At 50.2% G+C, this 19,866-nt stretch carries 17 protein-coding genes; 9 read left to right on the top strand and 8 right to left on the bottom strand.

Annotated features, from left to right (window positions below):
* Positions 1-86: 86 nt before the first annotated feature.
* On the top strand, positions 87-728 hold the full coding sequence (gene pnuC / locus DRJ53_RS19190) for a nicotinamide riboside transporter PnuC (RefSeq protein ID WP_114237288.1): 642 nt from the start codon (positions 87-89) through the stop codon (positions 726-728).
* A 401-nt stretch (positions 729-1,129) separates the two neighbouring features.
* Here the strand turns inward: pnuC and treA are convergent, their stop codons facing one another.
* Positions 1,130-2,674, bottom strand: a complete 1,545-nt coding sequence (gene treA, locus DRJ53_RS19185; protein WP_114237287.1) for an alpha,alpha-trehalase TreA — start codon at positions 2,672-2,674, stop codon at positions 1,130-1,132.
* A gap of 200 nt (positions 2,675-2,874) precedes the next feature.
* Positions 2,875-3,255 (bottom strand): RidA family protein, encoded by a 381-nt coding sequence (locus tag DRJ53_RS19180; protein ID WP_114237286.1) that lies wholly within the window; start codon positions 3,253-3,255, stop codon positions 2,875-2,877.
* Between the two features lie 195 nt (positions 3,256-3,450).
* Between DRJ53_RS19180 and DRJ53_RS19175 the strand changes: the two genes are divergently transcribed.
* The 5 genes from DRJ53_RS19175 (at position 3,451) to DRJ53_RS19155 (ending at position 7,815) form a co-directional block, all read left to right on the top strand.
* Positions 3,451-4,083 carry a 3-hydroxyacyl-CoA dehydrogenase family protein gene (locus DRJ53_RS19175; protein WP_114237285.1) on the top strand — a complete coding sequence of 211 codons (633 nt, stop codon included), beginning with the start codon at positions 3,451-3,453 and terminating at the stop codon, positions 4,081-4,083.
* Between the two features lie 251 nt (positions 4,084-4,334).
* Positions 4,335-4,820 carry an RNA polymerase sigma factor gene (locus DRJ53_RS19170; RefSeq protein WP_114237284.1) on the top strand — a complete coding sequence of 162 codons (486 nt, stop codon included), beginning with the start codon at positions 4,335-4,337 and terminating at the stop codon, positions 4,818-4,820.
* A gap of 6 nt (positions 4,821-4,826) precedes the next feature.
* Positions 4,827-5,936 (top strand): anti-sigma factor, encoded by a 1,110-nt coding sequence (locus tag DRJ53_RS19165; RefSeq protein WP_114237283.1) that lies wholly within the window; start codon positions 4,827-4,829, stop codon positions 5,934-5,936.
* Positions 5,937-6,078: 142 nt separating this feature from the next.
* A complete protein-coding gene (locus DRJ53_RS19160) occupies positions 6,079-6,906 on the top strand; it encodes a porin family protein (RefSeq protein ID WP_162303931.1) in 828 nt (275 codons plus the stop codon).
* 339 nt (positions 6,907-7,245) lie between these two features.
* Positions 7,246-7,815 carry a L,D-transpeptidase family protein gene (locus DRJ53_RS19155; protein WP_114237281.1) on the top strand — a complete coding sequence of 190 codons (570 nt, stop codon included), beginning with the start codon at positions 7,246-7,248 and terminating at the stop codon, positions 7,813-7,815.
* A gap of 122 nt (positions 7,816-7,937) precedes the next feature.
* Here the strand turns inward: DRJ53_RS19155 and DRJ53_RS19150 are convergent, their stop codons facing one another.
* The 3 genes from DRJ53_RS19150 to acs form a co-directional block, all read right to left on the bottom strand.
* Positions 7,938-9,221 carry an alpha/beta fold hydrolase gene (locus DRJ53_RS19150; protein ID WP_114237280.1) on the bottom strand — a complete coding sequence of 428 codons (1,284 nt, stop codon included), beginning with the start codon at positions 9,219-9,221 and terminating at the stop codon, positions 7,938-7,940.
* A 134-nt stretch (positions 9,222-9,355) separates the two neighbouring features.
* Positions 9,356-10,342 carry an adenosine deaminase gene (gene add, locus DRJ53_RS19145; protein ID WP_114237279.1) on the bottom strand — a complete coding sequence of 329 codons (987 nt, stop codon included), beginning with the start codon at positions 10,340-10,342 and terminating at the stop codon, positions 9,356-9,358.
* A gap of 78 nt (positions 10,343-10,420) precedes the next feature.
* Positions 10,421-12,334, bottom strand: coding sequence for an acetate--CoA ligase (acs, locus tag DRJ53_RS19140; RefSeq protein WP_114237278.1), 1,914 nt, complete (start codon positions 12,332-12,334; stop codon positions 10,421-10,423).
* A gap of 296 nt (positions 12,335-12,630) precedes the next feature.
* On the opposite strand from acs, the gene DRJ53_RS19135 reads away from it, so the two are divergent.
* From DRJ53_RS19135 to DRJ53_RS19125, 3 genes are all read left to right on the top strand, one after another.
* Entirely contained in the window at positions 12,631-12,933 is a 303-nt protein-coding gene (locus DRJ53_RS19135) for a GIY-YIG nuclease family protein (RefSeq protein WP_338323175.1), read from the top strand.
* Positions 12,934-13,185: 252 nt separating this feature from the next.
* Positions 13,186-14,715: an MFS transporter gene (locus tag DRJ53_RS19130; RefSeq protein ID WP_114237277.1), complete on the top strand. Its 1,530-nt coding sequence runs from the start codon at positions 13,186-13,188 to the stop codon at positions 14,713-14,715.
* A 241-nt stretch (positions 14,716-14,956) separates the two neighbouring features.
* Complete coding sequence (locus DRJ53_RS19125) at positions 14,957-15,199, top strand: DUF6814 family protein (RefSeq protein ID WP_114237276.1); 243 nt, start codon at positions 14,957-14,959, stop codon at positions 15,197-15,199.
* 216 nt (positions 15,200-15,415) lie between these two features.
* On the opposite strand, the gene DRJ53_RS19120 is transcribed toward DRJ53_RS19125, so the two are convergent.
* The 3 genes from DRJ53_RS19120 to DRJ53_RS19110 are packed head-to-tail and all read right to left on the bottom strand — an operon-like array spanning position 15,416 to position 19,798.
* The gene (locus DRJ53_RS19120; protein ID WP_114237275.1) at positions 15,416-16,780 is read right to left on the bottom strand and encodes a TolC family protein; all 1,365 of its coding nucleotides are present in this window, start codon (positions 16,778-16,780) and stop codon (positions 15,416-15,418) included.
* On the bottom strand, positions 16,777-18,099 hold the full coding sequence (locus tag DRJ53_RS19115; RefSeq protein ID WP_114237274.1) for an HlyD family secretion protein: 1,323 nt from the start codon (positions 18,097-18,099) through the stop codon (positions 16,777-16,779). Before DRJ53_RS19115 ends, DRJ53_RS19120 begins: the two co-directional genes overlap by 4 nt.
* A gap of 46 nt (positions 18,100-18,145) precedes the next feature.
* On the bottom strand, positions 18,146-19,798 hold the full coding sequence (locus DRJ53_RS19110) for a peptidase domain-containing ABC transporter (protein ID WP_114237273.1): 1,653 nt from the start codon (positions 19,796-19,798) through the stop codon (positions 18,146-18,148).
* Positions 19,799-19,866: the final 68 nt, after the last annotated feature.

Here is a 19,866-nt window from a genome sequence, read left to right as displayed (position 1 = left end):
GTTTGCAAAATCAATTTTTTATAATGGTCAGTTACTAACATCTTGCACTTACTGTCAACTCCCAACTATCAACTCTCAACTTATATATGTCTTTTCCCGACTTTTGGCAACAGTTTGTAACCGGCATGCAGCAAACCACGGCGCTGGAGTATGTTGCCGTGGTGATGGGTATTGTATCGGTTTATTTTTCGCGAAAGGAAAATATCTGGGTGTATCCCACCGGGCTGGTCAATACAACCATTTATGTGTACCTCAGTTTCAAGTACCATCTGTTGGGCGAAGCGGCGGTTAATTTCTATTACACCATTATGAGCGTTTATGGATGGGTGTTATGGGCCCGCCGCAACGACCGGCAGGAGCATGTGCTGCATGTTAATTTTTCCACCAAACCAGAGCTGCGTTTTCAACTGCTGTTTTTTGCAACGTTGTACCTCGTTATCTTCTTTGCATTGCGTTATTTAAAAGAAGCCTTTTATGCCGGCGCCATTCCGTCGGTTGATGCGTTTGCATCGGCTACGGCGTTTACAGGTATGTACCTGATGGCCCGGAAAAAAGTGGAGAGCTGGTGGTGGTGGATCGCCACCAATGTAGCATCGGTGCCGCTGTATTTTGTAAAAGGGCTGGTGTTTACATCGGTGTTTTACGTGGTGTTATTGCTGTTGGCCGTTTCGGGTTTGGCGGAATGGAAACGAAGGGCCAGAGTGGCAGGTGTTGTGGCACGGGGATAGTGAGAAAGCCAAAATTCAAAACCAAAAACTTAAAGAGCCTTTATTTCTCCAGTGTTGTTTGCAAAAAAATAAGAATAACGATGCTCATAAAATATTTGGGCATAGCCCAAGCCTGTCGGTAGCAAATAATGGTTTGTGGTAAAAATCATTTTCGTTGATCGTAGATCAACTCTTAACTACTACATATTAGAACCTTTTTAACCTCTTAGGTGAAAGGGGATTGCTTCGGCGCGGGAAACCCATTTACCTACAACCCCACCGCTGCGCCTCGCAATGACGGATGGGCAAAAGCATTCCAGTAACGGCACAACAACACTATCAACTACCAACTTTAAACTCCAAACTGTCAACTCCCAACTTATAACCCATCTTCCGACCTCCGACTTCGGTCTTCCGACTCCTCAAAATCCCTTATACTTCGCAATGATCGCCATCAGCACGCCGTTGGTCCAGCCAAAGCCGTCCTGCGATGGATATTCACCGCCACCGGCTTCGAGGTCGGTTTCCACCACATTGTATTTCTCCATCATTTTACCGGTGCGTTTATATACATCGGTATTCAGTTGCAGCCAGCGCTCCGCAATGGTGCGGGCCAGTTGCGGCTGTGCATAATTTTCAAAACCAACAATGGCCATCCATTGCAGCGGCGCCCAGCCGTTGGGCGCATCCCATTGCTGGCCGGTGCGCTGATCGGTGGTAATGAGGCCGCCAGGTTTTAAAAACCGCTGCTTTGTGTTTTGCGCAGCAATATAAATATGGTTTTGCGGCGCCACATTCAGGAAAAAAGGCACCAGTCCGGCCAGCGTCCAGGTGCGGGTGTGCCGGAACGTAGTAATGTTGTAATCGGTGTACCAACCCATGGCCACCGACCAGCAATATTTGTTGATGGCTTTTTTACGTGCCGCTGCTGCATCGCGGTAGCGTTGTGCTTTTGCGGCATCGCCGTTTTGTTCATAAGCCAATGCCAGTGTTTCTTCCAGCGCAAACAACAACGCATTCAGGTCAACCGGGATAATATTGGTGGTTTGAATGGTACTGATGTTTTGCCCATCGGCAAACCAGCGGCTGCTGAAATCCCACCCGCTTTCGGCACCGGAGCGCAGGTGGCGGTAAATGCCTTTTTTATTGCCAGCCTCTTTTGCGGTAGCCACATCTTCGGCATACGATTCCTGCCGCGGCTTGTCCAGCTGATCGTAATAGCGGTTGAGCAGGCTGCCGTCGGGCATGCGCACCACATGCTTTGTAGGACCGGTTTTGTCCATCCAGTAATCCCATTCGCCCTGCAGGGCGGGCAACATTTCGGTGTACACCGCATCGCCTTTGATGCCCGCCAGCATGCGCACCATCAAGGCAAAAAACGGGGGTTGCGACCGGCTTAAATAATACGACCTGTTTCCATTGGGGATATGCCCGTAGGTGTTGATCAGGTAGGCAAAATTGCGCACCATGTGTTCGATCATATCGCCTTCGCCACTTTCGCGCAGGCCCAGCATGGTAAAATAAGAGTCCCAATAATAAATTTCGCGGAAGCGGCCACCGGGTACAATGTAGGGGTGGGGCAGGGGCAGCAGTGATGAACCCCGCACTACCGAATCGTTGCCGCGTTTCAGCACGGTCCACAACTCTTTCAGGTGTTGCGCCACGTCGGGCTCTGTGCTTTTGTAACCCGAGGCCGGCGTTGACGGCACATAAAAATTTTCCTGTACAAACAGCTCTAGGCTAAAGCGGATGGCCGGGTTGGCCTTAATGCGCCGGTAATCGGCCACAATGGCCGCGGGGTCGCGTTTGGGCACGCAGTCCACAAAGGTTTTGTTGTCGGGGAAAATGCGGGAAAGTTGCACGTCGGTAAATAGCTCGCCATACACCACATCGGGTGTGGCAACAGTTTTCTGGGTAGCGCCAACCTGGATTAAAGCCATAAAAAAGAATAGGAATAGGGGCTTCATTGGCAAGGGTGTTAGTGGGGAGGTAAGAAAAAGAAAGAATTCGGTTAAGTTAAAAGGCAAAAGTCAAAAGCAAAAAGTTGCCTGCTTTTCCGCTGCGTTCCATTTTCTTAAAACAACACGATGATGAACAGAAAAGCCCCGAAAAGGGGCGTTTATTTTTTAGTGCAACAACACATGGATTTTTTAAAAACCGCTGTGCGTTATTTCACCGCAATCATGCTGATCTCCACGTTCACGAAGCGGGGCAGCGCGGCTACCTGCACGGTTTCGCGGGCCGGGAAGTTGCCGTGAAAATATTTGCCATAGATCTCGTTGATCTCGCTGAACTGGTGCATGTCGGTAATAAAGATGGTGGTCTTAACCACGTTGTCGAAGCTCATGCCGGCTTCGTACAGCACCGCTTTCAGGTTTTGCATGCATTGGTGCGTTTCTTCCTGGATGTCGCGGTTTTTGAGTGTGTTGGTTGTTGGGTCCAGGCAAATTTGTCCGGAAATGTATAACGTGCCATTTACCAGCACCGCCTGGTTATAAGGTCCGATGGGTTCTGGTGCGTTGGTGGTTTGTATAATTGTGCGTTCCATATTAGTTCTTGTGAGGGCGAAGTAACGCAATTTTCAGATTTCGGATTGGGGATTTCGGATTTCGGAATCCAGGCTGTGCAGCATGTTTCAATTGTTGGTTAAGGGTCCGAAATCTTAAATCCGAAGTCCGCCCCAATCGTAATTCCAAAATCGTCAATCGTAAATCGCTCCATCTTTGTAGCAAAATGGGATTGCATGCAGGTAGCGGTACTTTGTTCGGAGGGGCAGCGGCAGGAACTGGGCGCCACAGGGCCCGATGTATTTTTTACAGAAACGCCACAGGCGCTGGCTGCGGCTACTGCCGATGTATACGTCGACCTGCTGTTTGAAGACAACGAAGCGCAGCACCTGCCGCTGCTGTCAGCACTTGGCGGCAAAGCCATTTTGGTAAATGCTGTAGCGCCAGTCGCCACACTGCCGCCGCCTTTTGTACGCATCAATGCCTGGTCCACCTTTCTTTCGGGCAACGTGGCGGAAGTATGCGGCGGAACTGAGCCCGCCAGGCAGCAAATAACCGGGGCACTCCAGCTTTTGGGCAAGCAGCCCGAGTGGACGCCTGATGTGCCCGGCATGGTATCGGCCCGCATTATTGCCGCCATCATCAACGAAGCTTATTTCACCCTTTCCGAAGGCATTGCCACCCGCGAGGCCATCGACACAGCCATGAAGCTGGGCACCGCCTACCCCTACGGCCCCTTTGAATGGGCCCAACAAATTGGCCCGCAGCGCATTGCCCGCCTGCTCCATACCCTGTCCCAAACCGAAAGCCGGTACCAGCCCTGTGCGCTGCTGGTGGAAGAAACGAAAGGATTGCGGATTGCGGATTGACGATTGCCGATTTACGATTGCGGATTTCGGATTTGTGATTTCAGATTCACGGTCGCGTTGGAAGGGCAGTTCCGGCAGCCGGAGCAAAACAGTCCAATTCCACAGTGGCTGTTCCCCAATCGTCAATCCAAAATCGTCAATCGTAAATCCACTCCCTCTCTATTATTTCTAGAAATTTTTTCCGCTCTTTGTAACTATTTCATTCGTCAGGCGTAACACAACTGTACGAAGCCAATTTTTACCTGCTGTTTATGACAGAAAAAGATTACAATGACTGTGTGCGGCAATGGGCGGACAACGTGTTTCGCTTTATTGTCAAAAACCTCAAACATGAGGAAGATGCCCGTGATGTGGTGCAAACGGCATTTGAAAAACTCTGGATAGCCCGTGAAGAAGTGGATGCTGCCAAAAGCAAATCCTACCTGTTTACGGTAGCCTACAACGCCATGATCGATCACCTGCGCAAAGCAAAGCGGGTGTACCTCAGGGAGGAGTTTTCCGATGACCTGCGTGTATCCAACAAGCCGGTAGCCAATGTGCGGAAAGTGCTGGAAGATGCGCTGGCCCGCCTTTCGGAAACGCAGCGGTCGCTGGTGTTGCTGAAAGACTACGAAGGCTACAGCTACGAAGAGATCGGGCAGATCATGAACCTTTCGTCGAGCCAGGTGAAAGTGTATCTGCACCGGGCCCGCATCCAGTTGAAGGAGTATTTGGTAAAAATTGAAAACGTAATGTAACAAGCCATGTCAATCCATTCAAACAATATAAACCCCATCATTACCCGCGATAACTACGAGGAGCTTTTCCTGATGTACGTGGACAATGAACTGACGCCGCAGGAGCGGAGCCAGGTGGAAGCCTTTGTGCTGGCCAACCCAGAACTGCAGGCCGAACTGGACATGCTGATGGGGGCCAAACTGGAACCCGAGGAGCTGAGCTTTGGCAATCTGGACAGCCTGCTCTCCGCCAACATGGCCGGCAGCCTGGTAGACGAAGACCTGCTGCTGCATGTGGACGGTGAGCTGGATGAGGCAGCAAAAGACAAAGTAGTGCAGCGCCTGAAAAAGGATGAGGCATACAACCAGCAGTTTCAATGGCTGCTGCGCACAAAAAGCAACCCTGCCGAAGTAATTCCCTGTCCCGACAAGGATAGCCTGTACCGGCACACTGTTCGGCGCATTGGTTTCGCACCGGCCCTGCGCATTGCCGCCGCTGTGTTGATCATTGCGTCGATGGGACTGGTGTGGTGGATGCAGGATGACGAACAGCTTACAAACGCACCGGCAGTGGCCAACACCAATGTACGGGCAACAAAACCCGCAACCGCAGCCACTGAGCCCGGCACTCAAATGGCAAAAGGCGCCCAACCGGAAACTGAACCAGCAACACCCGGAAATAAAGTAATTGAGGCCAACCCGGCACCGGACATGCAACTGGCCCAGGCTGCTCCGCCGGCAAAAGCCAAAGCAGCACCCGGCGTAGCCAAAAAGGCAGCCGTGCAGCAAGTGATCATTCCCGAGCCTACTGCCAACGATCATATCATTGCTTACAACGAGCCGATGGCCCAGCCAATGCGCAGCAACAACCTGCCGGTGCCGGTACAGGATGCGCCGAAAAAAGATGCTGCATCAGCTGTAACATCTCCCAATGTTGAAACGTATAACACTACAAACACGGTTGCGCAGCCCAGTTACGCATCGGCCAACGACAGCGAAGACCGTGGCAATAATAAAAACAACCTGAAATCCCTGCTGCGCAAAGCCACTCGCCTGGTAGAACGCAGAACCGGGATTGATGCCACCAACGAAGAAGACGAACTGATCATTGGGGCGGTGGCCATCAAGCTGAAATAATCAACCACAAAATTTTTTGGAACAAAAGCCAGTGCAGGGCCCCGCTTTGCAGGGTCCGGCTTTTGCCTGAAAGAAACAAACCCGAATAAAAAAATAGTTAACCAAAACAAGTAAACCCCGCAATATGAAAAAGATCAGTACAATGAAACGAATAGCCCTGGCCCTGTGTGCACTCTCGATTGGCTTTGCAGCATCAGCCCAAACCGACACCACCAAACAAGAGCAGGCCGATACCGTGCGGATTGGCGGCATGGTCATCATCCGCAAAAATGCACCCGGCGAAAAAGGACAGGACGGTGAGATTCGCGTAAAACCCGTACGCAAATCGAACAGCAAGGTAAACACCAACTGGTGGATCGTGGACCTAGGTTTTGCCAACTGGAGCGATAACACCAACTACAGCTCGCCGGCAGCACAGGCATTTGCCCCCGGCTTTGACAAAGATGGCCTGGAACTGCGCACCGGCAAATCGATCAACGTGAACCTGTGGGTGTTTATGCAAAAAGTAAAACTGATCCAAAACGCCGTGAGCCTGAAATATGGCCTGGGCGTGGAACTGAACAACTACCGCTTCGACGACAGGCAGGTGCGCCTGGAAGAAAACCCCACCCGCATTGTAAAAGATGCCACACTCACCAACCTGAAAAAGAACAAGCTGGCTGCCGACTATGTAACCGTGCCGCTGATGCTGAACTTCAACTTTACCCCCAAACGCGAAAAAGGCTTTGGCTTTGCAGCCGGTGTAAGCGGCGGCTACCTCTACTCGGCCCGCCAGAAGTTTAAAACCAACGACAACGATATCGACAAAAACCACGACAACTTCGACCTGCGCAAATTCAAAGTGTCGTACATCGGCGAACTGAGCCTGGGCGTGGTGCGGCTGTATGGTTCTTATGCTACCAAAAGCATGTGGGAAAAAGGCCTCGACCAAACCCCGTACAACATCGGCATCCGCCTCAGCTATTTTTAATAGGCCAAATTGCACTATACCAAAAGCCCCTTCCGATTGCGGAAGGGGCTTTTGGTTTATTGAGTGCTCTACGATCAGCGTACTTGTCATGCCGAACTTGTTTCGGCATCTCCTGCACACTCAGAAAATTCCGGCGATTGAAGGAGCTGCCGAAACAAGTTCGGCATGACGACACTGTGGAAGCGGAAGTCGTCAGATGATGGGCGTGCTTTTGAACGGGGAGCATTTATTTTGTCAGCCGCATTTTGTTTTCATTTAGCCAAATAGGCGCCATTGAAAAATAAAAAATCCTATTCTTGCGTTACACCTTCAGCACCGCTAACCCTCGAACGCAGATTTATGAAAACCACCCTTTTTTGTGCCGCATTGCTCTTGGGAACTATGGTATTTGCCGGTAAAATGACCCGCACTTCCAAAAAGGCCATCACCGTTACATCGGCCAGCTACCGGGGCGCTGCCTTGCCCAGCGGGCCTGTTTCCATCGTCATCGATAAATCGGATTACGAACTGCATGTGTACGATGCCAAAGGCTGGTACGCCACTTACCCCGTGGTGTTTGGCGCCAACCCACTGGCCGACAAAAAAGTGGAAGGCGACAAGCTGACGCCGGAAGGAAGTTTCCGGATCGTGGACAAGCGGCCGCATGCTAAGTGGAGCCGTTTCCTGGCGCTGGATTACCCCACGCCGGCCCACAAAGCCCGTTTTGAAGAGTGGAAACGCAAAGGCCAGGTGCCGCGCAATGCGTCGCCGGGCGGCGGCATAGGCATACACGGCACCTGGCCCAACGACGAGTTTATGATTGACCGGTTTAAGAACTGGACCAATGGGTGCATTGCCCTCAAAAACTCCGACGTGCAGGAAGTGTACAGCTACATACAAGTAGGAACACCGGTGGTGATCAGGAAGTAGGTGTGCGTTGCGAGCCGTGAGCTATGAGTAGAAAAATGATTTGCATATAGCATTTGATAAATAAAAATCTCGGAATGTTTGCTCCGGGACTTTTATTTACTGGGGTTCGTATTTAAGCAGGCCTAAAAACGCGTTTGTAAAAAATCCAAAACCACCGCATTAAACCGGGCAGGATTTTCCGAAGGGAAATAGTGGGTTGCTTTAGGCTCGATATGCAAAGTGGCCTTGGGTATGTTGGCTGCTAAGCCTTTGGTGTGCTCTGCCCTGATCATGTCTTTTGCGCCGGCAAGCACCAGCACGGGACAATTGATTTGCTTCAGATCTCCAAAGCGATAATTGGGTTCTTTCAGCAGCATCGTCATTAGTCGGGCACTGTTTTGGGATTTGTACGTCGTGTCTTTTTCCAGCACCTTAATTTGCTTGGTCACTGTTGGGATGACGCCTTTTTCTACCACTGTTTCATTTATAAAAATATTGGCGCCCATGGTCACAAGCCGCTTTACTTTGGCTGGATATTTCATGGCCATGATTAGCCCCGTGTTGCCGCCATCGCTCCAGCCAACAATGTTTACGCTATCCAGGCCGAGCACATTTAAAAACGCATGCATATCGGCTGCAAACAAATCGTAAGTGTACTGTTTGCCGTCTTCCGTCGACTTGCCCTGTCCTCTTGTATCCACGCAAATAACCTGGAAATGTTTTGCTAGTTCGGGAATTTGGTGCGTGAAGGCCGCAATAGACTGGCTGTTGCCATGCAGCAGCAGTAATGGTTCGCCGCTGCCATATTCTTCGTAATAAATTTTAATGCCGTTTACAATTGCAAACTTTCCCGTGCTGTCGTTATTGCCGTAGGTCAGTGGCTTCAATGCATTGCTGCCATCAACAGCCAGGGCGCCTTTACCTTCAAAAGCATCTATGTTGGTAACTGCCGGTAGGTAAAATTTGCTTTGTCGGTTGTAAAACCAGGTACCCAGGTTTTCGTTTTCAAAATTTCCGTTGTCCAGTTGATGCTCTTCAAAATTATTTTTTGATGTTTCGATAAACAGCTTAAAATCATCGAAATAAAAGCGGCCCTTTTTAAAATACAACCCGCCAATGTTCAGGAAATCCGCATCGTTGTCCAACTTGCCTTCAATGGTGTACACCTGCCATTGGTTGGCTGTTATGGGCCGGTCCATCATGTTGTTGAAAAAGCCCATTTTGTTGCCGGCTTTATCTACCCGCACCCAAATAGCCGCTGCAGCGGTAGGGTCAATTTGCTCCACCTTTACGGCTGCCTGAACCTTAAAACGCTTACCGGCAAAGGGTTTGGCGTCGATGCGCTGCACAATAGCATCCCATGTGCCGGCAGGTTGTGCCAGCAGCGTAAGCGGAAATAAAACCAGGAGGATGAATAGATATCGCATGGGTTGTGCAGTTAGTTGGTATCAATGTTTCCTTTTCGGAACGGAAATTTGTTGTGCAAAAAAATGTTCTCCGAAGCGCTCAAGTTCCATCCCGTTGTTTTGCGAAAAATAAACGAGTAAAATGCATTGCTATGCTATCTATAAGCAGCTTCTATTTTCCTGCGCACTTTTTCTTTTACCTCACCTGAAGCAAATGAATGGTCAATGGCTTCGAGGTTGCATTTTTTAAAATGCGCTTTGGTCCATCGAAACACCCGTTCCATAAGTTTGTATTCATCTCCAAGGGTTACATTGGATATGGTTCTCGCATCGGTATTGATACTCATGGAAACACCTGCATTATAAATCTTGTCCGCTGTATGTTGCTCAATGGTGTCAAAAACATTGGTTTGCACGTTGCTCGTGGGGCAAACTTCAAGGTGAATGTTTTTTGCTTGTAAAAACTGCAACAAGCCGGGATCTTCCGCACTGCGAACGCCGTGGCCGATGCGGGACGGATGAAACTGTTCGAGTGTTTCCCATACGCTTGCTGCACCTTTTGCTTCGCCAGCATGGGCCGTGCATTGAATGCCATTTGCATGTGCAAATTGAAACGCTTTAACGTGGTTGTCGATCGGGAAACCGGCTTCATCTGCAGCAATGTCAAAGCCCACCACATGGGTGCCTGCAAACTCTTTTATAAGAGCAACCGTTTCCATGCTTTGCGCCTCCGAATAATGCCTGAGGGTACATAAAATAATGCCCGCATCTATGCCATAAGTGTTGATGCCTTCTTCTGTTGCGCTGTTCACTGCCGCCACTACTGCTGTAGGTGTCAAACCCTGAAATGTATGCTGCAACGGTGCAAAACGAATTTCGGCATATACTACGCTGTCCGCTTTTAGTTGTTTGAACAAATCCAGCGTTACCAGCCTCAGTTGTTCCCCAGTTTGCATCAGTTCAAAGCCTTTAATGGCCCGTTTGATGTAGTCGGCCAGGTCGGTGCATTTGGGCGGCCCAATAAAAGACTGGTAGTATTCTTCGGGTGTAACAGAAGGTTTGAGTTGTTGTACCACTTCATAGCTGAGGGAGCAATCCAAATGCAGGTGCAGTTCAACTTTTGGTTCTTTGCTGTAATCCATTTTTGCCAGCAGTCAATGTGTATTTGAAAAATGTATGCACCCGTGGCTTTTAAGTTAACCACAGCTGCATACCACTATCTATAATTTTCCGCCCGCAATTTCTTCCACCACATTCGGGTCCAGCAGCGTAGATGTGTCGCCAAAGTTTTGCGTTTCGCCTTCGGCAATTTTGCGCAAAATGCGCCGCATGATTTTGCCGCTGCGGGTTTTGGGCAGACCGGTTACAAACTGGATTTTATCGGGCTTGGCAATGGGCCCGATGATGCGGCTGACGGTTTGTAAAATATCCTGCCGTGTCAGGTTTTCGTCTTCGTGCAATCCCTGGAAAATCACAAAAGCATAAATGCCTTGTCCTTTGATGTCGTGCGGGAAACCCACCACTGCACTCTCCACCACGCCTGCGTGCATGTTGATGGCGTTCTCTACTTCGGCAGTGCCAATGCGATGGCCGCTTACATTGAGCACATCATCAACGCGGCCGGTAATGCGGTAGTTGCCCACTTCATCGCGCAGGGCGCCATCGCCGGTAAAATACATGCCGGGATAGGTACTGAAATAAGTGTTGCGGCAGCGTTCATGATCGCCATAAGTGGTGCGGATAATGGCAGGCCACGGGGCTTTGATACAGAGGTTTCCCGAAGCGGGATTGCCCGTTATTTCGGTGCCGTTCTCATCTACCAAAATGGGTTGCACACCGGGCAGCGGCAGCGTAGCCCAGGATGGAATGCCCGGCGTAATATTGGCCATATTTGAAATCAAAATACCACCGGTTTCGGTTTGCCACCAGGTATCCACAATGGGGCACTGCTTTTTGCCCACATGCTCGTTGTACCAGTTCCATGCTTCCTCGTTAATGGGCTCGCCAACGGTGCCCAATACTTTCAGCGAAGAAAGATCGTAGCCTTGCAGCGGCTGCAGCCCAAAGCCCATTAGGGATCGGATGGCCGTCGGTGCCGTGTACAGGATATTTACCTTGTACTTTTCCACGATCTGCCAAAAACGGCTGGCATCGGGCCAGGTGGGCACGCCTTCAAACATCAGCGTGGTGGCGCCTGCGGCCAGCGGGCCGTATAAAATGTAACTGTGGCCCGTGATCCAGCCAATATCGGCGGTGCAAAAATGTACGTCGCCGGGTTGGTAATTAAATACGTTTACAAACGAATACGCCGTGTAAATCATGTAGCCGGCACAGGAATGTACCACGCCCTTGGGCTTGCCTGTGGAGCCCGAAGTGTATAAAATAAACAAGGGATCTTCGGCGGCCATTTCTTCGGCAGGGCATTCGGTCAGTCCCAGCGTTTCTACTTTTTTTACTTCATCTTCCCACCACACATCGCGGCCCTTGATCATGCTCACCGGGGTGCGGGTGCGGGTACACACAATCACACGTTTTACAAAAGGGCATGCAATTAATGCATCATCAATCACGCTTTTCAACGGAATGTCTTTGGTACCGCGGAATGCACCATCGCAGGTAACAATGTATTCCGCTTTTGCATCCTGCAGGCGGTCGGCAATGCTTTGTGCCGAGAAGCCGCCAAAGATCACCGAATGGATGGCGCCAATGCGGGCACATGCCAGCACGGCAATGGCCAGTTCGGGAATCATACCCATATAAATACATACGCGGTCGCCGCGCTGCACGCCATTGTTGCGCAGCACATGGGCAAACTCGCAAACCTTATCATACAGGTTTTTGTAAGTGAGTACGCGGTGGTGTTCTTCTGGATCGTTGGGTTCCCAGATAATGGCGGGCCGGTTCGGATCGGTGGCCACGTAGCGGTCGAGACAGCTTTCGGTGATGTTGAGGCGGCCGCCTGCAAACCAGGCCACATGCGGTTCTGCAAAGTTCCAATCCAGCACTTTATCCCAACGCCGGCGCCATTCAAAATGTTCCGCCACGCCGGCCCAAAAAGCCTCGGGTTGTGCTACGCTTTGTTGGTACGCCGCGTCGTATTGTTCTTTACTGGTAATTTGATAGGGATATGACATGCCAATCTTTATTTGTGGGGTTTAAATGTACTGAAAATGACAACAGAGGAGCGGCGGTGGGTTGGAGATGGGCGCTGTGGGTATCTTTAGTTTGAAAGTGTTGTAGGTAAAATCGCGTTTTGTTTCAATCGCCAGCAAGGAACTTGAGTAATGGGTAAGAGTGGACCTAACCAAATCAAACTGTTATTTGCATCACGTAGTTTAACCCGCCAACCGCGGAGTTGTCATGCCGAACTTGTTTCGGCATCTCCTACAACCATTAGGCACTTGCATCCTCACTAGAAATGCACTAGCTTATGCTCATGCTGCGCAACTCCGAACCATATGCTGTGTACATAATGAGCAATAAGCATTTGACCACTTTCTACATTGGCGTTACCGGCAATTTGCAGCAGCGCATTTGGCAACATAAAAATGACGAAGCCAATTTTACAGGCAAATACAATTGTTGCGAGCTCATCTTCTACGAAACGTATACCGATGTTCAGCAGGCCATTGCCCGGGAGAAAAATCTCAAGAACTGGCACCGCGAATGGAAGATTAATTTGGCCCGGACTATAAACCCGGAGCTGAAAGATTTGGCGGCTGAGTGGTATTGAAGATTACACTTAAATGTAGGGAGATGCCGAAACAAGTTCGGCATGACAACTCCGCGGGTGGGAGTTGCTTTTTCCTCGGCTGGTGTTCTTTATTTTTTCAGCGGTCATTGTCTTTTTGAATTAACCATGATCAGGCGCTAAATTCAACCATTCCATCGCTCATTTATTCAGCAAACAAGGCTGTTTATTAAAAATTTTTCATCGTTAGCACCGCATCCTATATCTTCTACGCCGAAAACTAACGAACGCTATATGCCGCATTCCACAAAGAACAGCATCTGGAAAGTGATCGGTGCTTCTTCGCTCGGTACACTCATCGAATGGTACGACTTTTACATTTTCGGTTCACTGGCAACCGTTATTGCCACGCAATTTTTTCCCAACACTAATCCCACGGCGGCGTTGCTTTCTACGCTGGCAACTTTTGCCGCAGGCTTTATTGTGCGGCCTTTCGGCGCACTGGTATTTGGCCGCCTCGGCGATCTGATCGGGCGTAAATACACCTTCCTTTTAACGCTGGTGCTTATGGGCGGCTCTACCTTTGCTATTGGCCTCGTGCCGTCTTACGAAAGCATTGGTTTTGCAGCGCCCATTATTGTGCTGGTGCTGCGGCTACTACAGGGCCTGGCACTGGGCGGCGAGTATGGCGGTGCGGCTACTTATGTTGCCGAACATGCACCGGCATCGCGGCGCGGATTTTTTACATCGTGGATACAAACAACGGCCACACTCGGGCTCTTTGTTTCGCTGGGTGTGATCCTTATTACCCGTAGTGCCCTCGACCCCGATCCGCAGGTTTCTATTGCCAAGTTCAACGACTGGGGCTGGCGCATTCCGTTTCTTGTTTCCATCCTGCTGGTGGTGGTTTCCATTTACATCCGCATGAAGATGAAAGAGTCGCCGCTGTTTACCAAACTAAAGGCCGAAGGCAAAACATCCGTAAACCCGCTGAAGGAAAGTTTTGGTCACCGCGCCAACCTGAAAATGGTGCTGCTGGCGCTTTTTGGTGCAGCCATGGGACAGGGCGTGGTGTGGTACACGGGCCAGTTTTATGCGCAAAGCTTTTTGGAAAATGTATGTAAAATAGATTTCGAACAAAGCCGCACCATACTCATTTGGGCCATCCTTTTTGCCACGCCGTTTTTCGTGGTGTTTGGTTCGTGGAGCGATAAGATCGGCCGCAAATGGATTATTTTAACCGGCATGCTGCTTGCGGTGGTTACCTATCGGCCGCTGTTCCAGGCCATGTATGATATTTCCAATACGGAGCAGCAAGTGGCCGCCACCACCGAACAAAAAGAAACAACCGACGGTATTGCCAACAGCGACAATAAGCTGCGTACGCTGGTAACCACGGCACACTATGCATCGGGCATGGTTGCCATGACCACCCAACGCGATACGGTATATGCCACACCAGTGCAGGCAACGGTAAAACCGCTGGTGCAGGTATCGAAATTATTGGGTGGAAATGATTACTGGAAAATGGTGGGCCTGGTGTTCCTGATGATCCTGTATGTAACGATGGTGTATGGACCTATTGCTGCATTTTTGGTGGAGCTGTTTCCAACAAAGATCCGGTACACATCTATGTCGTTGCCGTATCATATTGGCAATGGTGTGTTTGGCGGCTTAACGCCTTTTGTGGCCACGCTGCTCACCACCATTTATACCGATGATAAACTGGTTGGGTTGATGTATCCCATCATCATTGCGGCAGTGAGCCTGGTCATTGGTGCGCTGTACATTAGCAATAGGATTGATCCCGATGTGAATGATTAATGTTCGTGAAACGTCAAACGTCAATCGTGAAATGTGAATGGTCAATGGTGGATAGTCAATCGTGAATGGTGAATGGTGAGAGGTGAATAGGTGGCTGTCGATGTGAAGACTATTCAGCGTATAAAAATGTTGCAAGAAGTAAATTTTGTGTTCGCATCAATGGTGTTGGAAAGGGCATGTAGTCCGCACCAACGTTGTTGTAGTATAATCGTAAATCTTCATTCGTAAATCGTCAATCAAAATGGATCAAATTAAAAGATACGCAGGCATCGTATGGATGCTGCTGGGGCCGGTGGCCATGTTTTATTTAATCAAAACTGCTGCATCTGAAATTGCTGCCAAGCCGGTGATCGATACCAAGATTCAGTGGGGTGTTTTTGTGATTGTTTTTCTGCCTATTGCAGTGGGCATGATCATATTTGGCTACTACGCATGGAAGGGTGAATACGACCACCTGCCCACCAGTTCGAACGAGGTGGATTGATGCGGCATTAACTGTGTATCGTCATTGCGAGGCGCAGCGGTACTAAGGTAGGTTAAGCAATGTGGTGCGCCGAAGCAATCTCCTTTTGACGAAGTGTATTTCGCCAAATCATTGAACGGGCCTTTTTGTTATAGGAGATTGCTTCGGCGCAACAGTTTAAATGTATTGCAGGCTGATATGGCGCCTCGCAATGACGATATCATTGTTTATCTAAACCTAATCAGCCAGTACACCGGCGGCCCAGCGAATGCTAACTGCCGCTTTTTGTTGCTTGGCCTGTAGCTCCACCAGTTTCTGCCTTGCTTCCAGCGTTTTTACTTCCCTGCTGTTGATGAGAAACAGCGAGCTTTCGCCGTTGGCATATTTCATTTCTTCGGCACGTTGCAGGCCCGTGTATTGCGCCACTGCAGTGCGTTGCAGCGCTACCTGCTCCAGCAGTTGGGTCCAGTCGTTGCGGTATTGGCGCAGCTTTACTTCCAGCTCCACCTGTTTGTTGGTGCGTTCCCATTCGGCCGCTTCCAGTTTTAATTTGGCTTGCCGGTACAAACCGCGTCCTTCCGAAAGACGCAGTGGCAAAGCCATGCTTACACCATACCGATAATTGTTTTCAAACAGCGGCGATTTAAATGCATCACCAATGCGATGACTGCCGGTAAGCTGGTTGTATTTTAAGGTAATATAAGGCAACAGGTATTGTGCCTTCAGCCGCCGGTCTACACGCAGTGCATCGATTTTGAAATTGTATTGTTGCAATGCCGGGTGCTGTGCAATCAGCTGGTCTGCATCGGCCAGCAATATGCCATCCGGCGCCACGGGTGTTACTGTTTGCGGCAGGTCATATGGTTGTCCTTCCTGTTGCCACAGGTACATCGAAAGTTGCAGCCGTGCATTTTGCAACTCCTGTGCTACACCTGCCCGCTGTATGCGAAAAGTTTGCAGCTGCGCCAGGGCCTCCAGTGTATCAATGGCTGGCCGTTCACCTATGCGGTACGCGGTTTTGATCAAGTTAAAACGCTGCTCCGCATTGGCCGCAGCTTCGGTAAACAATTGAAATGTTTGGTACTGCTGCCACCAGTTCCAATACGCAGTGGCTGCGCCTTGCATCAGGTCGTTGAGCATTACGCGGCGTTCTTCTTGCGATGCCTGTTCAAATATGCGGGCCTGCTGCAGTGCGGCACGGCGGCCATCCATCAGCAGTCCGTTTGCCAGCGGCACCGACAGGCCAATAAAACTGGATGCACCTTTCGTATCCACCGGGTTGGTGCGTTCGCCGGACAGTTCTTCGAGGCCTGCATTGATGTTGATACCAAACCAGGTAGGAATGTTTACCTGGTGCAAACGGTGGTTGTAGTACTGCGTGCCGCCAAACTCTTTTTTACTGATGTCCGACTGCAACAGCGGATCAAATGCACCCCGCGCCGCGGTTACTTCCGCGCTGGCTATTTGCACCTGCAGCGATGCCTGCCGGGCCACCGGGTGATAAGCTTTGATGACGTCGAACAACTGTTGTTGGGTAAACTCCTGTTGCCCATGTGCAACAAGCGCCAGTAATATGCCAATGCTTAAGCCAATAGTTTTCATGGTTTGTTTTTTGCCACCGCTGCTTCCTCTTTGGTGGGTTGGTAATAATCGGGTGGAAACGAGTTGATGTTGCGCCACAACTCGTACCAGATCGGCACGTTTTTCAACAAGGCAATGCCGTTGGCGCCGGTGCCCATTTTGAGTTCTTTTGGCCAGGGCCGTTCGCCGGGCTGCTCGGTCACCAATACTTTAAACAAGCCGTTTACACTTACATCACTTTCCACCGCCACTACCTGCCCTGAGAACAAACCGTACGATGCCTGCGGCCAGCCGCTGAATACAATGGCCGGGAAACCGTCGAACATAAACCGCACCGACTGCCCCGCATTTACCAGGGGCAGATCCACCGGCCGCACATACATTTCCACTGCGTATTGAATATCATCGGGCACAATGTGCACCAGCATTTCGCCTTCTTTTACAATTTCCCCAATGCCGCTTTTGGTGGCTTTAATTACCTGCCCGCTTTGCGGCGCAATAATGTAATACATGCCGTTGCGGATGCTATACGATGCATACTGGTTCTGCAGTTTGGCAATGTCGCCCTGGCCTGTGGCTATTTGCGATAAGGATTGAAAACGTTCGCCTTCGGCCTTGGCAATTTTCTCGGTATACTCCTGCCGCGTTCCATTCAGGTCCAGGTTGATGATGCCCAGTTCCTGCTTGCTGTTCATAAACTTGTTTTCCGCACTCAGTCTTTTTGCCAGCGCATTCTGGTAAGTTTGGTTGCGCTGTTCAAACTGCGTTAGCGACACCAACCCGCTGTCGAACATGGCCCGCTGGCGTTCAAACTGTTTGGCCGCAATATTGAAATCATTGGCGGCAGCAATCATTTCCATGCTGTCGCTTTGCACCTTCAGGCGCTGTTGCCGCATCTTGTTTTCGAGCTGGTTTATTTTAATGGACAGTGCACTGTTCAACGCCTCAATCTGTTGGCCGGAAGTCTGCACTTTGTTGCTGTAATAGTTTACCGTTTGTTCCTTTGCTTCCAGTTGTTCGCGGGTACGGTCCACCAGTTGCGGGTCGAGGTATGCGTCTTTAATTTCGGCCAGCTGCACCAGCGTATCGCCCCGTTTTACATAGTCGCCTTCTTTTACCCGCCATTGTACAATGCGGCCGCCAATGATGGTGTTGATCTCCTGTGGCCTGTCTTCTTGCCGCAGTGCGGTAACCGTACCCTTGGCCCTTATGTTTTGCGTCCAGGGCAAAAACAGCAGGATGATCAGTGCGGAAAAAAGGCCGATGAGCCACAGGCGTATATGGCTTTTTTTGCCCTGCCGGTAAATATGTTGGTATGCTTTAAAATCGTAGTCGTTCATATTTCAATCGGTTGCCAGATTATTTGATGTTATTCTTTTTGCCCGCTTACCTGCCGCGGCGTGTGTTGGCCGTGAGGTCGATCACGCCATCGCATTGCTGCGCAAAATGCGGATCGGCAGAGGAAACCAGTACGGTGGTATTGGCAAGTTCGTGCAACAATAAGTCCTGAATTTGCTGCCGGTACGGTGCTTCCACGCCCTGCCAGGGTTCTTCCAGCAGCAACAGCCCTGGTTTTATCAATAAGGCACGCACCAGCTGAATTTTTTGCACCACGTTTCGCGGCAGCCTTTTGCCCGCAGGGTCCAGCTCGGTGTCGTATCCTTTGTCAAGGCTGGCTAAAAAAGGCGTAAGGCCCACTTTGGCTACCAGCTCGTTGAGGTAGGCCGTGTCAACATCGGCACGGCCCATGGTCAGGTTGTCGTGCAGCGTGGCCTGGAACACATCTTCGTGGTGCAGCAAAATGCTGCTGTGTGCCCGGTACGAGTCGAGGTTGTAATTAAAAATAGGCACGCCGTTTACCAGCACCGATCCATCAAACTGCGAGTAGGCGCCGCTGAGCAGGCGCAGCAAAGTGCTTTTGCCCGCACCATTTTCGCCGGTGATACACACTTTTTGTCCCGGTGCAATGCGAAAGCTGAGGTTGTGCAAAATGGGGTGGCCATTGTAACCAAACGTAACCGACTGCGCCTCGATGCCGATGGGCTGACCGGGCTGCATGGGCATGGTGCCGTTGTGCTCGAGCGGCTTTTCAATCAGCTTTGCAATTTTCTCTGCCGAGGTCATCACATCATAAAGGCTGTCAAGGTTGATGATAATTTTTTCAACCGATGCAATCACGGTGAGGATAATGATTTCGGAGGCAATAAACTGGCCAATGTTGATCTGCTGGTTTACCAACAATAAAGAGCCTACAATGAGCATGGCTGCAGTGATCAATACTTTAAAACCAACCAATGCACGGTATTGCATCAGCAGCACGGCAAAGTGATCTTTGCGGGCATCGAGGTATCCCATGGTTCGCTGGTCGGCCTTGCGCATGTGAATGCCGGTGGTTTGCGAAAACTTAAAGGTTTTGATCACCCGTGCCATTTCTTCAAACCACGCCACCAGCGCATATTTATAGCGGCTTTCTTCCAGGCTGGTTTCCATACCCCGCGATGAAGTGAGCCGTAAAATAAGCCACAGCACCAGTATCAGCACCAGGCCAAACAGGATGAATGCCTGGTGGTAAAATGCAAGCAGCAGTAAGCCAAAGATTATCTGGATCATGGCCGTGGGCAGATCGAGCAGGAGTTTGGCAAAGCTTTTTTGCATGGTGGGCGTTTCAAAAAATCGGTTCACCAACTCGGGCAGGTAGTAGCCATCCACACTTTTCATGTCGAGGCGTGGAATGCGTTCGGCAAAAGAGTAAGCATAGCGCACAAAAATGTGCTCCTGTATGCGTTCAATCACCTTCATTTGGTTGATCTGCAGCAACCCATTGAACAGTACACCCAACACCACCAACGAAATAAGCAGCACCAGCGATGCCGATACCGAACCGCCCAGCACAAAACCAATAATTGCCTGGATACCCAAGGGAAGGGACAGTTGAATAATGCCGTTTAAAACAGCGTAGAAATAAACCGTTGTAATATCTTTTTTATCGAGCCGCACAAGGCTCCACAGCCGCGCAAACGAGCTGATCTTTTGTTCCATAAACACGTGGTTGTTGATGTAATGCAGTACACAAATCCGGACGCAACAAATTGCATCGGGCCTAATTT

It is taken from the genome of Paracnuella aquatica, assembly GCF_003332885.2.
Taxonomy (GTDB): Bacteria; Bacteroidota; Bacteroidia; order Chitinophagales; family Chitinophagaceae; genus Flavisolibacter; species Flavisolibacter aquaticus.
Note: the sequence above shows the minus strand (reverse complement) of the source record. Positions and strands in the feature narration are given on the sequence as shown.

Coding starts and splice junctions, on each gene's coding strand:
- pnuC (WP_114237288.1), top strand. CDS start 87: ATGTCTTTTCCCGACTTTTGGCAACAGTTTGTAACCGGCATGCAGCAA.
- treA (WP_114237287.1), bottom strand. CDS start 2,674: ATGAAGCCCCTATTCCTATTCTTTTTTATGGCTTTAATCCAGGTTGGC.
- DRJ53_RS19180 (WP_114237286.1), bottom strand. CDS start 3,255: ATGGAACGCACAATTATACAAACCACCAACGCACCAGAACCCATCGGA.
- DRJ53_RS19175 (WP_114237285.1), top strand. CDS start 3,451: ATGCAGGTAGCGGTACTTTGTTCGGAGGGGCAGCGGCAGGAACTGGGC.
- DRJ53_RS19170 (WP_114237284.1), top strand. CDS start 4,335: ATGACAGAAAAAGATTACAATGACTGTGTGCGGCAATGGGCGGACAAC.
- DRJ53_RS19165 (WP_114237283.1), top strand. CDS start 4,827: ATGTCAATCCATTCAAACAATATAAACCCCATCATTACCCGCGATAAC.
- DRJ53_RS19160 (WP_162303931.1), top strand. CDS start 6,079: ATGAAACGAATAGCCCTGGCCCTGTGTGCACTCTCGATTGGCTTTGCA.
- DRJ53_RS19155 (WP_114237281.1), top strand. CDS start 7,246: ATGAAAACCACCCTTTTTTGTGCCGCATTGCTCTTGGGAACTATGGTA.
- DRJ53_RS19150 (WP_114237280.1), bottom strand. CDS start 9,221: ATGCGATATCTATTCATCCTCCTGGTTTTATTTCCGCTTACGCTGCTG.
- add (WP_114237279.1), bottom strand. CDS start 10,342: ATGGATTACAGCAAAGAACCAAAAGTTGAACTGCACCTGCATTTGGAT.
- acs (WP_114237278.1), bottom strand. CDS start 12,334: ATGTCATATCCCTATCAAATTACCAGTAAAGAACAATACGACGCGGCG.
- DRJ53_RS19135 (WP_338323175.1), top strand. CDS start 12,631: ATGCTCATGCTGCGCAACTCCGAACCATATGCTGTGTACATAATGAGC.
- DRJ53_RS19130 (WP_114237277.1), top strand. CDS start 13,186: ATGCCGCATTCCACAAAGAACAGCATCTGGAAAGTGATCGGTGCTTCT.
- DRJ53_RS19125 (WP_114237276.1), top strand. CDS start 14,957: ATGGATCAAATTAAAAGATACGCAGGCATCGTATGGATGCTGCTGGGG.
- DRJ53_RS19120 (WP_114237275.1), bottom strand. CDS start 16,780: ATGAAAACTATTGGCTTAAGCATTGGCATATTACTGGCGCTTGTTGCA.
- DRJ53_RS19115 (WP_114237274.1), bottom strand. CDS start 18,099: ATGAACGACTACGATTTTAAAGCATACCAACATATTTACCGGCAGGGC.
- DRJ53_RS19110 (WP_114237273.1), bottom strand. CDS start 19,798: ATGGAACAAAAGATCAGCTCGTTTGCGCGGCTGTGGAGCCTTGTGCGG.